At 53.5% G+C, this 14,338-nt stretch carries 18 protein-coding genes and 1 tRNA gene; 14 read left to right on the plus strand and 5 right to left on the minus strand.

Annotated features, from left to right (window positions below):
• Positions 1–200 precede the first annotated feature (200 nt).
• Positions 201–692 (plus strand): hypothetical protein, encoded by a 492-nt coding sequence (locus FJD38_RS00740; protein ID WP_146383651.1) that lies wholly within the window; start codon positions 201–203, stop codon positions 690–692.
• Between the two features lie 17 nt (positions 693–709).
• Here the strand turns inward: FJD38_RS00740 and FJD38_RS00745 are convergent, their stop codons facing one another.
• Positions 710–2,041 (minus strand): aminotransferase-like domain-containing protein, encoded by a 1,332-nt coding sequence (locus FJD38_RS00745; protein WP_146384583.1) that lies wholly within the window; start codon positions 2,039–2,041, stop codon positions 710–712.
• A 97-nt stretch (positions 2,042–2,138) separates the two neighbouring features.
• Here FJD38_RS00745 and FJD38_RS00750 point away from each other — a divergent pair, with 97 nt between their 5' ends.
• The 4 genes from FJD38_RS00750 (at position 2,139) to FJD38_RS00765 (ending at position 5,647) form a co-directional block, all read left to right on the plus strand.
• Positions 2,139–3,035, plus strand: a complete 897-nt coding sequence (locus FJD38_RS00750; RefSeq protein ID WP_122783054.1) for a DMT family transporter — start codon at positions 2,139–2,141, stop codon at positions 3,033–3,035.
• 131 nt (positions 3,036–3,166) lie between these two features.
• Positions 3,167–4,867 (plus strand): acid phosphatase, encoded by a 1,701-nt coding sequence (locus FJD38_RS00755; RefSeq protein WP_146383652.1) that lies wholly within the window; start codon positions 3,167–3,169, stop codon positions 4,865–4,867.
• A gap of 263 nt (positions 4,868–5,130) precedes the next feature.
• Positions 5,131–5,370 (plus strand): type II toxin-antitoxin system RelB/DinJ family antitoxin, encoded by a 240-nt coding sequence (locus FJD38_RS00760; protein WP_055101365.1) that lies wholly within the window; start codon positions 5,131–5,133, stop codon positions 5,368–5,370.
• Positions 5,360–5,647 (plus strand): type II toxin-antitoxin system RelE family toxin, encoded by a 288-nt coding sequence (locus tag FJD38_RS00765; RefSeq protein ID WP_146383653.1) that lies wholly within the window; start codon positions 5,360–5,362, stop codon positions 5,645–5,647. Before FJD38_RS00760 ends, FJD38_RS00765 begins: the two co-directional genes overlap by 11 nt.
• Positions 5,648–6,029: 382 nt before the next feature.
• On the opposite strand, the gene FJD38_RS00770 is transcribed toward FJD38_RS00765, so the two are convergent.
• A tRNA-Ser gene (locus FJD38_RS00770) sits at positions 6,030–6,120 on the minus strand.
• A 129-nt stretch (positions 6,121–6,249) separates the two neighbouring features.
• Here FJD38_RS00770 and FJD38_RS00775 point away from each other — a divergent pair.
• From FJD38_RS00775 to FJD38_RS00810, 8 genes are all read left to right on the plus strand, one after another.
• On the plus strand, positions 6,250–6,921 hold the full coding sequence (locus FJD38_RS00775) for a Bax inhibitor-1/YccA family protein (protein ID WP_122782928.1): 672 nt from the start codon (positions 6,250–6,252) through the stop codon (positions 6,919–6,921).
• A gap of 109 nt (positions 6,922–7,030) precedes the next feature.
• A complete protein-coding gene (tusD, locus tag FJD38_RS00780) occupies positions 7,031–7,423 on the plus strand; it encodes a sulfurtransferase complex subunit TusD (RefSeq protein ID WP_122783055.1) in 393 nt (130 codons plus the stop codon).
• A 1-nt stretch (position 7,424) separates the two neighbouring features.
• Entirely contained in the window at positions 7,425–7,787 is a 363-nt protein-coding gene (gene tusC, locus FJD38_RS00785; protein ID WP_146383654.1) for a sulfurtransferase complex subunit TusC, read from the plus strand.
• Complete coding sequence (gene tusB / locus FJD38_RS00790) at positions 7,787–8,086, plus strand: sulfurtransferase complex subunit TusB (RefSeq protein WP_146383655.1); 300 nt, start codon at positions 7,787–7,789, stop codon at positions 8,084–8,086. The genes tusC and tusB overlap by 1 nt, the downstream gene beginning before the upstream one ends.
• Positions 8,083–8,418 carry a TusE/DsrC/DsvC family sulfur relay protein gene (locus FJD38_RS00795; protein ID WP_146384585.1) on the plus strand — a complete coding sequence of 112 codons (336 nt, stop codon included), beginning with the start codon at positions 8,083–8,085 and terminating at the stop codon, positions 8,416–8,418. The genes tusB and FJD38_RS00795 overlap by 4 nt, the downstream gene beginning before the upstream one ends.
• Positions 8,415–9,416, plus strand: coding sequence for a glycosyl transferase family protein (locus FJD38_RS00800; RefSeq protein WP_146383656.1), 1,002 nt, complete (start codon positions 8,415–8,417; stop codon positions 9,414–9,416). Before FJD38_RS00795 ends, FJD38_RS00800 begins: the two co-directional genes overlap by 4 nt.
• An 87-nt stretch (positions 9,417–9,503) precedes the next feature.
• On the plus strand, positions 9,504–10,502 hold the full coding sequence (locus FJD38_RS00805) for a glutathione S-transferase family protein (protein WP_146383657.1): 999 nt from the start codon (positions 9,504–9,506) through the stop codon (positions 10,500–10,502).
• Between the two features lie 101 nt (positions 10,503–10,603).
• The gene (locus FJD38_RS00810) at positions 10,604–10,831 is read left to right on the plus strand and encodes a YheU family protein (RefSeq protein WP_146383658.1); all 228 of its coding nucleotides are present in this window, start codon (positions 10,604–10,606) and stop codon (positions 10,829–10,831) included.
• Here FJD38_RS00810 and FJD38_RS00815 read toward each other — a convergent pair.
• Positions 10,828–11,031 (minus strand): carbon storage regulator, encoded by a 204-nt coding sequence (locus FJD38_RS00815; protein WP_146383659.1) that lies wholly within the window; start codon positions 11,029–11,031, stop codon positions 10,828–10,830. The two genes, FJD38_RS00810 and FJD38_RS00815, sit on opposite strands and share 4 nt — an antisense overlap.
• A 171-nt stretch (positions 11,032–11,202) precedes the next feature.
• Positions 11,203–11,535: a YnfA family protein gene (locus FJD38_RS00820; protein ID WP_122782936.1), complete on the minus strand. Its 333-nt coding sequence runs from the start codon at positions 11,533–11,535 to the stop codon at positions 11,203–11,205.
• Between the two features lie 206 nt (positions 11,536–11,741).
• Between FJD38_RS00820 and FJD38_RS00825 the strand changes: the two genes are divergently transcribed.
• On the plus strand, positions 11,742–11,894 hold the full coding sequence (locus tag FJD38_RS00825; protein ID WP_122782937.1) for a DUF3309 family protein: 153 nt from the start codon (positions 11,742–11,744) through the stop codon (positions 11,892–11,894).
• 75 nt (positions 11,895–11,969) lie between these two features.
• On the opposite strand, the gene FJD38_RS00830 is transcribed toward FJD38_RS00825, so the two are convergent.
• Positions 11,970–14,048, minus strand: a complete 2,079-nt coding sequence (locus FJD38_RS00830) for an LTA synthase family protein (RefSeq protein ID WP_146383660.1) — start codon at positions 14,046–14,048, stop codon at positions 11,970–11,972.
• Positions 14,049–14,338 lie beyond the last annotated feature (290 nt).

The following is a 14,338-nucleotide window of genomic DNA, read 5'->3' on the forward strand; positions in this document are numbered from 1 at the left end:
GTGGTTTCAAATATCCAGCGAGGATGTGATCTTTTGTGGCAAACCTCATACGCACAGCATCATTCTGTAACAATCAGGCCTGAGAAATCGAAAAATATCGCCGTGATAGCCGCTCTGTCAGAGCACGTAAACAGGCTGTGCTATACCGATAGGAATGATTATTCCGTCACAGCTAATAGATTTAACTGACAGAGGTTCGCATGTTCAAAGATTTAACGAGTCACCTCAAAGAGAAGAACGTTCACTCGCTCAACGTCGTGCCGTCCAACAATATCGAACTGTTTGACTGCTACACCGGGCTAATTTTGGGCGCCCTGTACCGTCACTTTCCTCTGCCTATCACCCTGACAGCAGAAGACTTTATCGATTATAAAGGTGCTGAAGCGGGTAACCGAGCAGCCTTGGAAAAAGAAGAAGACCTGTTTATGGGCACCCTGAAATGGCTGGCGGACGTTGGCTACATCCATTTCGACGGGATGTCAGGCATTTCGTTTTTCGAGGTTGTGCTCACCAATCCCGGGCTGTTGCTATTGCGAGCCTTCCCCGAAGGTGCAGACACCGCCCCGACCATTGGCGAAAAACTGTCGCAATGCCTCAACAATGAGACTAATGCCGAACTGAGGGGGCTGGTGACTGAAGCGCTGAGCTTGGGCAGCCGAATGATCAGACCGATGACTCGATCGGGGATTTGAACTTGGTTGTCGCAACCCTATAAATAAGCCTCAATCACCCACTTAACCTTCGCCAAAGCCATACGCAGCGTACCCATATCCACTGAGCCCAAGGCGAGTCGTATGGCATGAGGCACATAGGCGGAGGTTGTAAACGGCTGCGCGGTCGAGACGGACACCTGCTCGCGCATCAAGGCAGTGACGACTTGATCGGCTCGGGCATCCTCCGGCAAAGGTAACCAGACAAAGTAGGAAAACGGGTGGCGCACAACGGGAAGTCCTGACAGAACCTCACCCGCAATGATTTGCCTGGCCTGAGCATCTTGACGTTTCTGTCGCTCCAATTGGCTGACAGTGCCATCGTCCAGCCAGCCAGCGGCTATAGAGGTCATGACCCCCGGCGTGTTCCAGGCCGTGACCCTAATCATTCGCTCCAACCCAGCAATCATGGATGCCGGCGCCGCGATAAATCCAATACGTAATCCGGCGGCAACACTTTTGGAGAGGCCCGACACATACACCGTCCTTTCCGGAGCCAGTTCAGCCAAGGGTGGTGGCGAGTTCTCAACCAGAAAGGCGTAAGCCGCATCTTCAATGATCTGCACATCATGAGTGCGCGCGATGCCTACCAAACGCTCTCGCTGCTCAAGGCTCATGACCCATCCCAACGGATTGTGCAGCGTGGGCATGCAGTAAACCGCGCGAACTGAACGGCTACGACAAAGCTTGTCGAGCGCATCGAGATCAGGCCCTGTATGGGCCACAGGGATTGCCAGCACCTCCAGATGCAGCGCGAGCGCCAACGCCTTGAAACCCGGGTAGGTCAACGCATCAACCGCAATCACATCGCCGGGATTCAGCAGGGTCATGAGCGCTACCGTTAACCCATGTTGTGCGCCGTTGACGATCAACACTTGCTCAGCCGGCACATGCAAGCCACGCGACTCCAAATGACGCGCCACGGACGCACGTTCATGCAGGCGTCCGCCGTGAGGCTGATACCGGAGCAGCGACTCAAGATCACCCGATAACGCAAGCTGGCGTAATGCCGTGCGCAACAACTCGGCCTGACCGGGTACTGAGGGGTAGTTGTAATTAAGGTCATGCATGCCTGCCGTCACTGCGGGCTGATCAATGCCGTGACCAGGAGGCAATGATGTCTCCCTGACAAACGTACCGCGCCCGGCCTCACCACTGACCAACCCCATGGCCTCAAGTTCTGCATAGACACGACTGGCCGTCACCAGCGCCAAACCCTCTGCGGCTGCCAACTGCCGATGCGTAGGCAAGCGAGTACCTGGGAGCAAGCGCGCGGCGCGAATATCTGCAGCAAACTTATCAACCAGCGACTTATAACGTGAACGCGGCATCAGGGCTGTATCCATGACAATTTTTTGATTGTCATCGATCATCCACCCTAGGATGCGTTGCATGCAATCTCGCAAATGGCCTTGGGTGTGCAACTCGATGGAACGTACCTGTGAACAGCAAAGCCGAGCACCTTCAAATAATCTGAGCGGATGGATAAACGGCTTTATTGGCGTCGTGATTTTTAGCGGATCATTGCCCGCAACACGGGTTGCGGTATTGCAGTTCGATCCCGTTTTCCTCACTGTAGCTCGGGCAACCATTGCTGGCATCTTGGCGCTCTGCTTGTTGGTGTTGCTGAAAAGTAAACGTCCTGAACGCAGCCAGCTTTATCCATTGCTGATAGTAGCCATTGGCGTTGTTGTGGGTTTTCCATTACTCACTGCGCTGGCTTTACAGCATGTTACATCCGCACATTCGATTGTCTTCCTCGGCATGCTGCCACTTGCCACTGCGGGATTTGGTGTATTGCGCGGCGGTGAACACCCTCAGCCAGCGTTCTGGTTCTTCTCGGTACTGGGCTGCGGGCTGGTGGTAGCCTTCGCTCTGAATCAGGGACTGACAGCGTCCCCCAAAGGCGACGCTCTGATGCTACTGGCAGTCATTGTCTGCGGCCTGGGATATGCCGAAGGGGCAAAACTGGCGAGAGTCTTAGGCGGCTGGCAAGTAATCTCCTGGGCCTTGGCACTATCGCTACCCGTAATGGCACCACTGGCCTGGCTATTAGCACCCTCCTCCTTTGCGTCAATTGACACGCCCGCATGGCTGGGTCTTGGATATGTTTCATTTTTCAGCATGTTTATCGGATTTATCTTTTGGTATCGAGGACTCGCCCAAGGAGGCATCGCCGCAGTCGGACAACTCCAACTGCTGCAACCTTTCTTCGGGCTGGCATTGGCGGCGATCCTCCTGCATGAAACCGTGAGCATCGGCATGTTCAGCGTGACGGGAGGCGTCATCTTGTGCGTGATCGCGGCCAAGCGATTTGCGAAATGAGCGGATGATGCGCGCGTCTCTTTTACGTCCAATTGTGAGTCGCGCACTGAGAGCCGGCGCAACACCGTCGTCATAATCCCTTGATAGCCTGCCTGCCAGAATTTTTAGTTACATCTGAGCAGGAGCCAAAAATGAGTGACGAGAAAGACCAAGACGCACAACCTGCCACTGACACCAGCCGTCGTCGCTTCCTCGCAGGTGCTGCTGCCTTAGGCATTGGCGCAGCTACATTGAATGCCTTTGCAGGCAGCGAGTTGGAGCGTCCGGCCAATGGCCTGCCGCTACTAGGCGACGAGTTGGATAAGCAACTCCACGAGCAAGTGCAAACTATCGTGGTGATTTATGCCGAAAATCGCAGTTTCAATAATCTGTTTGCTGACTTCCCCGGTGTAGAGAAGCCACTGAGTGCACTTAAGCCCGCCGACTATCAGCAACGTGACCGTGATGGCAGCCTTTTGCAAAACTTGCCCCCGACTTGGGGCGGAGTTTTGCAGGTGGGGCCTCAAACAGTCGATGGTGTTACTTATCCCACAGGGGTGCAGTTTCAGGAAAACCTCCCTAATGCACCGTTCGCCCTAAAAGGCCCTCATCAGGAGGATCTCCCGCTAAGCCTTGTAACACGCGACCTGTGGCACGTCTTTTACCAGAATCAGATGCAAATCAATGAGGGTAAAAACGACCAATTTGTCGCCTGGGGGGATGCCGGGGGTTTGACCATGGGCCATTACGCACAGACCCAATATTCATTACGCCTATGGGATGTAGCCCGAGAGTTCGTACTGTGCGACAACTTCTTTCAGGGCACCTTTGGCGGCTCGTTTCTGAACAATCAATACCTCATCAGCGCCACCGCCCCTACTTACCCGAACGCGGCTACGTCAGTGGCCAAATCACAAATTGCCACCTTAGAAAGCGATGACCCCACAGGCACACGTCTAAAACCCCTGGAGCAATCCCCTGCGAGCGCCATGGTTGGCGCACCACAATTCGGCCCCAGCGCGTTGACGCCGGATGGCTTTGCAGTGAACACCATGGCCCCGCCCTATTGGCCCACGTGGATTCGCGACCCACAGCGACCGGACTACTCAAAGCCAGACTTACCGAGCGTGCTAGTGCCTCAACGACACGAGCACATCGGCGACAAATTGAACAAAAAAAATATCGACTGGGCTTGGTACGCGGGTGCCTGGCAGGCCACGCTGGATCAATTCAAAGACTCCGGCGGCATTCCAAAAATCCCCAACTTCCAGTACCACCACCAACCGTTCAACTACTTTGAGCAACAAGGCCCGCAGAATTCGGTAGAACGCAGCAAACGCCTGCGGGATGGCGGCTTGGGCGACGAAGCTCTTACCAACTATTTCCTTGCAGATGCCGAGGCAGGAAAACTACCCGCAGTGACCTTCTACAAACCGCAAGGCAACTTGAATCTGCATGCGGGCTACGCCGATGTGGCCGCCGGTGATCGACACCTGGACCGCGTACTTAAAGTGCTGCGAAAAAGCCCACAATGGAAAAATATGGTCGTGGTGCTCACCGTGGATGAAAACGGTGGCTGGTGGGATCACGTAGCCCCGCCCAAAGGTGACCGCTGGGGGCCGGGAACACGAATCCCAGCTCTGATAGTGTCGCCTTTCGCGCGCAGGGGCATGGTGGATCACACCGTCTACGACACAGCCTCCATACTGAGACTGATCACCAGGGTGCATCAGCTGGAAGTCCTTGATGGCCTCGAACAACGTGATGATGCGATGACAGCACGTGGGCAAAAGCCTATGGGCGACCTGACTAACGCGCTCTCGTTTGCTGTTGAGAGGAGTGCTAAATGCTAAGAAGGATGATCAAGCAAAAGCAGGTGGCCATTGATCTGTGCGGTGTTGTCGCGACCGTCCGTGACGACAATTTCAGATGCCATTACTCTATTTCGCACCTCAATCACTTTTACAAAGCTACAGGGCACGCCCTGTGAGGCTTATGATTTTGATTGCGGAAAGGATTGTGAAGCAGAAATCCGCCTCTGAGTGCCGAATGGCACTTGCATTAAAAGACGGCAAAAGCCATTGTAATGACAAATGTCATTACAGGAGTAAAACCTATGGCTTCCATCAACATACGTGTGGACGACGAACTCAAAGCCCGCGCCTATCAAGAACTTGAACGCTTAGGCGTCACTCCCTCAGAACTGATGCGCCAAGCTCTGCAGTACGTCGCAGAACGCGGTCAACTGCCCTTCCGCCCTGTGCTCATGACCGAAGAAGACGAAGCACTCATCAACACCGTGCGCGAACGGCTTGCAGCACCACAGCGCGTGAAGGTGACGCTGGATGACCTTTAGTCTTGAGTTTGACCAGCGCGCACTCAAAGAGTGGCACAAGCTGGGAGACACGGTCAGGCAGCAATTCAAGAAGAAACTGGCAGATATTCTGGTAAACCCACGAGTTGAGGCGAACCGGCTCCGCGACCTCCCCGATTGCTACAAAATCAAGTTGCGCAGTCTCGGTTATCGCCTTATCTACCAGGTGATTGATCAAGAGGTTGTTGTGTTCGTGGTAGCTGTCGACAAGCGTGAGAATGATGTTGCGTATCGGAAGGCTGAAGATCGACTCAAGTAGCGCTAAGAGGGCTACCACTAAGGCGGCAATATCCACTTTCATGAGTCTATTTAAAATCATGCTCAACACCTAGAGTCTAATAATTGCGAGCATGAAGGCTATCGTCACAGATTAATTGATCTTGAGTGCTGGAAGACAAATCACGTCAGAGGCCGCTATGGCCCGGGTATTACGCAAGAAGATTTTGCATGAAGGCTGGCCTCCAAAGCTTGCTCACGACTGGAGCTGGCAGGCATGAATGAGCTAAGTGGCAGAATAAATTAGCACCCTTGTTGCGCAAGCTACCCCAAAAGATGCGGAAGCGATTACCTCTGCGCTGGGGTTTTTGCCAAACCCCAGAAACAACAAAGCCCGCCAAAAGGCGGGCTCTGTCGATGTAATGTGGCGGGAAACCAGGGATTCGAACCCTGGGTACGCTATTAACGTACGCCGGTTTTCAAGACCGGTGCATTCAACCACTCTGCCAATTTCCCGGATACTGCTGTCGTTGCGGGCGCCATAATACCTGAATGAAACACGTTGTCAAACTCTCTTGATCCCTTGTTTCAGAGCCTCTGCTATGATCTTTGCTACTTAACATTTCCAAACACAGGAGTTTCGCCATGCGCGAACAGGATTACGCGGTTAATAACAGCGTGCAGGCCGAGCAGCTAGAGGTCAGCCGTGTCCTGCGCAACACTTATGGTCTATTGGCTCTGACCCTCGCTTTCAGTGGTGTGATGGCTTATATCTCTCAACAGATGAGGGTCGGCTATCCCAATATTTTCGTGGTTCTCATCGGTTTTTACGGGCTGTTCTTTTTGACCAACAAGCTGCGTAATTCAGCTTGGGGCCTTGTTAGCGCCTTTGCTTTGACCGGTTTTATGGGCTTTCTGCTAGGCCCTATTCTCAACCGTTACCTGGGCATGCAGGGTGGCGCTGAAGTCGTCAGTTCCGCTTTCGCCATGACGGCGCTGGTTTTTGGCGGCCTGTCTGCCTATGTGCTGATCACTCGTAAAGACATGAGCTTTCTCGGTGGCTTCATCACTGCGGGCTTCTTTGTGCTTCTGGGCGCCACGCTGGCAAGCTTCTTCTTCCAGATCAGCGGCCTGCAATTGGCTATCAGCGCCGGTTTCGTTCTGTTTTCTTCGGTCTGCATTCTGTTCCAGACCAGCGCCATCATTCAGGGCGGCGAGCGCAACTACATCATGGCAACGATTAGCCTGTATGTGTCTATCTACAACCTGTTCATCAGCCTGCTGCAAATTTTCGGCATCATGAGCCGCGATGACTGAGTAACACCGCTAGATGAAAGCCCGCTTCGGCGGGCTTTTTGTTGTCTGCTGCAAGCATCTTTGGACTTCTGGCTTTATCATTGCCAAAGATTTGCTGACAGAGCCTTCCATGAAATTTGCCATTGCCCTTTATTCGGCAGCCCATGCGCCCTCTTCTCGCCGAGCCCTGCGCTTTGCAGAGGCAGCGTTGGCGGGTGGGCACGAGATTGTTCGATTATTTTTTTATCAAGACGGCGTGCATAGCGCTTCAAGCAATTGTGTGACGCCGCAGGATGAACTTGACCTCGCGCAACAATGGGCTGCGTTCGTCAGCAGCAATCAGCTGGACGGTGTGGTGTGCATTGCAGCTGCTTTGCGCCGCGGGGTGCTCAATGAAGAAGAAGCAGCCCGCTACCAACGCCCGGCGATCAACCTGCATGCACCCTGGGAGTTGTCCGGACTCGGCCAGTTGCACGATGCTATTCAGACGGCTGATCGACTGATCTGTTTTGGAGGGCCTTGAGATGCCTAAATCACTGTTGGTCATCAGTCGTCAGGCACCTTGGTCTGGCCCTGGCGCTAGAGAGGCATTGGATATTGTGCTCGCAGCCGGCGCATTTGATTTGCCCATTGGCCTGGTGTTTATGGATGACGGCGTATTTCAGCTGATTCCTGAACAAAATTCCGCCGCCCTCCAGCAAAAAAATATAACGGCTAATCTACAAGCCCTGTCGATGTTTGGCGTCGATGACCTTTTTGTATGCGGCTACAGCCTGGCGGAGCGCGGTCTCTCAGACACTTCGTTCATAGTCGACGATGTTCAGCTACTTTCGCCAGAAGAAACACGCACTCTTATCGACCGCTACGACCAAGTGATCACCCTCTAATGTCGACCCTACACGTTCTGAGCCACTCTCCTTTTTCTGATACGCGTTTGGCTAGCTGCTTACGCATACTGGGCACTGGCGACGCGTTGCTGCTGTGTGGTGATGCGGTCTACGCCCTGCAGCCGAACAGCAACATGTGCAAGTTGCTTCAAGAAAATCTTGCTGCGCAGTCGCTTTTTATCCTCGAAGAAGACCTTGTAGCGCGCAATCTGGAATGCCCTCAGTGGGCAACCGCTGTCGATTATCCCGGCTTCGTCCAGCTGTCGATTCAGTATGACAAGGTCAACACATGGCTATGAATGCACTCACCGTCAACGGCAAAACCATTGAGCTGGATAAAGACGGCTATCTGGTGGATCTCAACGACTGGTCTACCGAGGTCGCCCAAGCGTTGGCTGAGCAGTCAGGCATTGAATTGAGCCGCGAGCATTGGGAAATTCTTGAGGTGTTACGAGAGTTCTATCAGCAATTTGAGCTATCTCCTGCCACTCGCCCGCTGATCAAATACACCGCACTTAAACTGGGCGTTGAAAAAGGCAACAGCATGCACTTAAATCGCCTGTTTAACGGCACTCCCGCCAAACTCGCCGCCAAGCTGGCGGGCCTGCCGAAGCCGACCAATTGCTTATGAATACCCCCACTGCACTGGCCCTTGAAACGCCACCTGAACACCCTTTCGCACAATTTGTACGCATTTTGGGTAAAGGCAAACGCGGCGCCCGCAATTTGACCCGCGAAGAAGCTCGCCAAGCGATGGGCATGCTGCTGGATGAAAAGGCTGAGGACACACAACTGGGCGCGTTCCTGATGCTATTGCGGCATAAGGAAGAAAGCCCGGAAGAATTAGCTGGCTTTACCGAAGCCGTTCGCGAGCGCTTAACCGCACCCGCCATCCAGGTCGACATTGACTGGCCCACCTATGCCGGTAAAAAACGCCATTTACCCTGGTACCTGTTAGCGGCGAAATGCCTGGCACAAAATGGCGTGCGTATTGTGATGCACGGTGGCGGCCCTCATACCGCGGGCCGGCTTTATAGCGAGCAACTGCTCAATGAGCTGGCAATTCCGCTATGCCGTAACTGGCAAACCGTGCAAGAAACCCTGAATACAGACAATTTGGCGTTTATCCCGTTACAAGACTGGGCACCGCAGTTGCAGCGCATGATTGATCTGCGTAATACCTTGGGTCTGCGCTCTCCGATTCACTCATTGGCTCGCATTCTCAATCCTTTAAACGCTCGCTGTGGCCTGCAAAGCATCTTCCATCCGGGCTATCAAAGCGTACACCGTGAAGCCAGCGGCCTGCTGGGCGATACCAGCATTGTGGTCAAAGGTGACGGCGGCGAAATTGAAATCAACCCGGATACCATCAGCCATCTGTACGGCACCACGGCAGGTGTTAGCTGGGACGAAGAATGGCCTGCACTGTCCGCACAGCGTCATGTGAAACCGGCCTCGCTGGACCCCGCCCATCTAAAGGCAGTATGGCGAGGTGACGTTGCAGACAGCTACCCCCAACTGGCCTTGCTTTCAACCATGGCGCTTGCCTTGCGCGGGCTCGGAACGCCGCGTGAACAGGCCTTCGAAATAGCCAAAAGCTACTGGGACAATCGCAACAAATCGATTTAACTGATGAGTAACGCCCATGTTTTGCGCTTTTTGTTCGAACTCAGCCCACTAGACTGAGTTCTAACGAAAAATGCTACGGAGTTCCTTATGGGCTTGTTAATCGATGGGCGCTGGCACGACCAGTGGTACGAAAGCAGCAAAGACGGTGCTTTCCAGCGAGAGCAGGCGCAACGCCGTAATTGGGTAACACCTGATGGCTCGCCAGGCCCAACCGGGACTGGCGGCTTTGCGGCACAAGAGGGCCGTTACCTTCTGTATGTCTCCCTTGCATGCCCCTGGGCTCATCGCACGCTGATTACCCGCCAACTCAAAGGGCTTGAGTCGTTGATAGACGTCTCGGTGGTTAGCTGGTTGATGCTGGAAAACGGCTGGACGTTCGACAAGGCCTTCGGTTCCAGCGGAGACAAGCTGGACGACTTCAGTTTTCTACACCAGCGCTACACCCGGGATACGCCTGATTATACGGGTCGCGTCACCGTACCTGTGCTTTGGGATACTCAACAACAGTGCATTGTCAGCAACGAGTCGGCCGATATCATTCGCATGTTCAATACCGCTTTTGACGGTTTGACTGGCAACACGCTGGACCTGTACCCGTCATCGTTGAGGGGGGAAATCGACCGCTGGAATGAGCGTATTTACCCGGCACTGAACAACGGTGTTTATCGTGCAGGATTTGCTACATCGCAATCGGCTTACGAATTGGCTTTCGACGATGTGTTCCGCGAACTGGATGATCTGGAAGCGCACCTCCAAGACAATCGTTATCTGGCAGGCCAACACTTTACCGAGGCTGATATCCGACTTTTCACCACACTGATTCGTTTCGATGCGGTGTACTACAGCCACTTCAAATGCAATGAACGACGAATTGCCGATTACCCGCACCTGTCCAACTGGCTACGCGAGCTTTACCAATGGCCCGGTATCGCCGCGACGGTAGACTTCGCTCACATCAAAGGTCATTACTACGCCAGCCACCGCATGATCAATCCTACGGGGATTATTCCAAAAGGACCGGCGCAGAACTTCGCTGAGCCGCACGATCGCAACCGCCTGCCCGGCCAAGGTATTTATTCCGAATAACACCGTACTTCCAGCGAATCAGCGCTATGCAGAGCAGAAAGACTGGCCGCACACGCCTGCGGCCAGTAGCATCTCTCGCACTGATTACGAGAGTCCCACCCATGCTTATTCCTTACGACCAGCTTGAACCTGACACCCTCACTCGCCTGATCGAAGATTTCGTGAGTCGCGACGGCACAGACAATGGTGATGACACGCCCCATGAAACCCGCGTGCTACGCGTGCGCAATGCACTCAGCAAGGGTCAGGCAGTGATTTTCTTTGACCTTGAAAGTCAGCAGTGCCAGCTGGCCCCCAGGCACGCAGTACCTAAAGAGTTCTTTGATTAAGACTCGGTCGAAGGCTTGATCAACTGTTTGGCCGCCAGCTCGTCTTTTATTCGGTCGTAAATTTCTGTTCGGTGCACGCCGATATGCTTGGGCACCTCGATTGCAAGCCTGACCTGCTTACCGTTAGTAGAAATAATGCGCACGGTCATGTCTTGCCCCAGTGAAATCACTCCGCCGATGGCGCAAGTCAATATTCGCATGGCTTTCATCTCAAGAGCTGACAGGCCATCAAGACTGCACGTCGCAAAACAGTGCTTCAATCCCTACACGGCAATTCATCCAAGACCTACAGCTAAGGGGAAGAATTCCTACAGCAATTAAGGAGTGAACCTGCTTGAAAAGCATCAAACAGCTCATCGCCTGCTAAAACACTAGGAGCTGGTGAAACGCGGGCCCAACAAAATAATGGTTGCGCCTGCAACACACAGGCCGAGCCCTATCCAGTCAGAGCCTAATGGGCGAATACGCTCAACCACGGCGAGCCATGCAATGGACGTCACAATGTAAATCCCGCCATAGGCTGCATAGGCCCGACCTGCATAAACAGCTTCTACCTTGGTCAGTAGCACGGCAAATACCGTCAGACTGACAATCGCCGGAACAACCCACCAGACACTCTTGCCCTGACGCAGCCACATCCAAAACCCGTAACAACCGGCAATTTCAAATACGGCCGCCAAAAAAAACCAAACGTAGTTAAGCATCCGAGGCATCTCCCAATGTGCAGCGCGCAACCCTACTCGCGCCCCACGCAGGGATCAATACTGGAATGTTTTAGAGCGCCGTTAAATAAATTTGAATTATCTGGCATCAGCAACAGTCGGACTTTGTAAGCACTGTCCAATTCATGTTCTTCAAGCGGTGCTCATAAAGCGACACCTTGGCGGAACATATCAACAAGGAAAGAATCATGACAACAATCCTTCTCATCATCTTGATTTTGCTGTTAGTGGGTGGCCTTCCTGTGTTCCCGCACTCGAAAAGCTGGGGATACGGGCCATCAGGCGTTATCGGCGTTGTATTGGTTGTGCTGCTGGTATTGCTGTTACTTGGCAAAATATAGCGCTGGCGACGTAAACCACCGCGCAATAAAAAAGAGGCCAATTGGCCTCTTTTTTATTGCTTACTGCATGTTTGCTTACTTCGGATCTTCTACGCCTGCAGTGTTATCCACCAAGCTTTTGGTAGCGGTTTGCAAGAAAGATTCGAGCTTCTGCTTCAGATCAGCTTCTTCAGGCGAGCCAGCCACTACTTTAGCTTCAGGGTTGGCACCCAGCGTGTACTGCCACACTTTACCGGGCATATCCTTTGGCTGAACCAGGATGTGGTCATCACTGATGATAGCCACCGTCTGATCACTGCCCGAGGGCTTGATGATACCTCGCCCTTTGTCACCTTCCGGCAAGGTGAGCAAATCACGACCCCAGCACTGCTGACGGAACTCACCGCCCAGACGCCCCATGATGGTCGGCACAATATCGACCTGAGTACCGACCGTGTCATTGCGCGCGCCAAACTTCTCCTGAATGCCTGGCCCGATCAGCAGCAACGGAACGTTAAAGCGCCCCAAATCCATTTCGGAAATTTGCTGTTCGTTACCGAAACCGTGGTCGCCGACCACTACAAAGAGTGTTTCTTTGAAATAGGGTTCTTTACGCGCTTTTTCGAAGAACTGGCCCAAGGCCCAATCTGAATACCGCATCGCCGTCAAATGCTCGTTCAGGGAACCGCGATCAGTAACAGGCTCAACGGGCAGCGGTGTAGGCAACGCATACGGCGTGTGGTTGGACAAGGTTTGCAACAAGGCATAGAAAGGCGCCTTGCCTTCACGCTTTTTCAGTTCTTCCAGACCACGGTTGAACATGTCCTGATCGGACACGCCCCACGTAGGATCCGAGAACACCGGGTTAACAAAATCGTTACGACCCACAAACGTGGTCATACCCTGATTGCTAAAGAAACCCGACTGGTTGTCCCATGCAAAATCGCCGTTGTAGACATAGACGTCATCAAACTGGCGAGCGCTCAGCAACTCAGGCAGACCGGACAGCTTGTGGCTGCCTTCCGGGGTTTGCATCAGGTATTCAAAACCCGGCAGGTTCGGGAAGCACGCCATGGTCGCAAACATGCCCTGGTGGGTGTGCGTACCGTTGGAAAAGAAGCGCTCGAACAGCAAACCTTCTTTGGCTAACTGGTCAAAGTAAGGAGTGACATTGCCTGGACGCCCCAAAACACCCACCGAATGGCCAGCGAAGCTTTCCATCAAAATCACGACAACGTTTTTGATCGGTAAGGTTTTTTCCGCAGGCGGTGTGGTATCGCGGCGCACAGGCGCTGTATCCGGATCAACCAGCTTATCGTTCTCGGTCAGCAACATGTCGCGCACGGTCTGCTGCGCCACCGAATCTTCCAGCGTGGGTTTCCAGATATTGGTGCGCTCATCCGAGAAACGGCTTTTTGCCGCAGTAATCAACGACAGAGAACCATTGAGACCCAACTGGTTGGCGAAGTTGGAATCTGTTGTGTAGGCATCACCCCAGCGCAGTGGAGGACCTTGGCGCAGTGTGCCCCGGGCAGCGACCACACACACCAGCAGCACCACCACGAACACCACAGCACGGCCATACCATGGCGCTACGCTCCGCGCTTCACTCGATACACCCGCTACAGCACGTGGACGCGTCAGGCGGTCAGCGCCGCGGAAAGCAAAGTACAAAATGACCGTACCCACTGCCCATGCCAACAGATAGCGAACCACCGGGAAGCCGTACCAAAGCATGCTCATGACGGTTTTTGGGTCTTCCTTTACATATTGGAAAACCAGACCGTTCAGACGCTGATGGAACTCCCGATAGAAATCCATCTCCATCAGGCCCAAAAATAACGCCAGACTGGAAGCGGCTGTCAGCCAGAAGCGCAGCACGCCTCGGCAAGCCATGGCTTTGACGCTGAGGAATGCCAACACACACGGAATGCTGAGATAGACCACGATTCGCAAGTCAAATCGCAAACCGTTCGCGAACGCTTCCAGAAAAGTCGAGGCCGGAGTATCGAGGATCATTTCTCGGTTATAAACCAGCAAGGCCACCCGAAGCAGGGTGAACATCACCATCATGATCAAGGCACAGAGCAGCGTAAACGCCAGATGCGATTTGACGGTCGGTTGCAACACACGTGTAGTCGCATGCTGTTGTTTTGGGGCGTCCGGGATTGCCATGTCGTTTAAGGACCCATTGGTTCAGATTGAAGTGGCTTTTATTATGCAGCGCCCTGCCCTCGTGGTTTCTCTACGATTAGATGCAACCGTAGGTCAAGTGGACTGAGCACATGCAGCATTGACCTCAAGGTAATCCACTGAGGTCAATGCCATTTATTACGCAACATTATCAAATGAGAGGCATCGCAAGCACCGTATAAGGGGGCGGAGCCACTCAGAGGCCGAAATTTTGCGCGCGAATTGTCCTAAACCTTCCGTGAAAATTTCGTACAGAGAACATCTTGAAACAC

This window comes from Pseudomonas saxonica, from assembly GCF_007858365.1.
Taxonomy (GTDB): Bacteria; Pseudomonadota; Gammaproteobacteria; order Pseudomonadales; family Pseudomonadaceae; genus Aquipseudomonas; species Aquipseudomonas saxonica.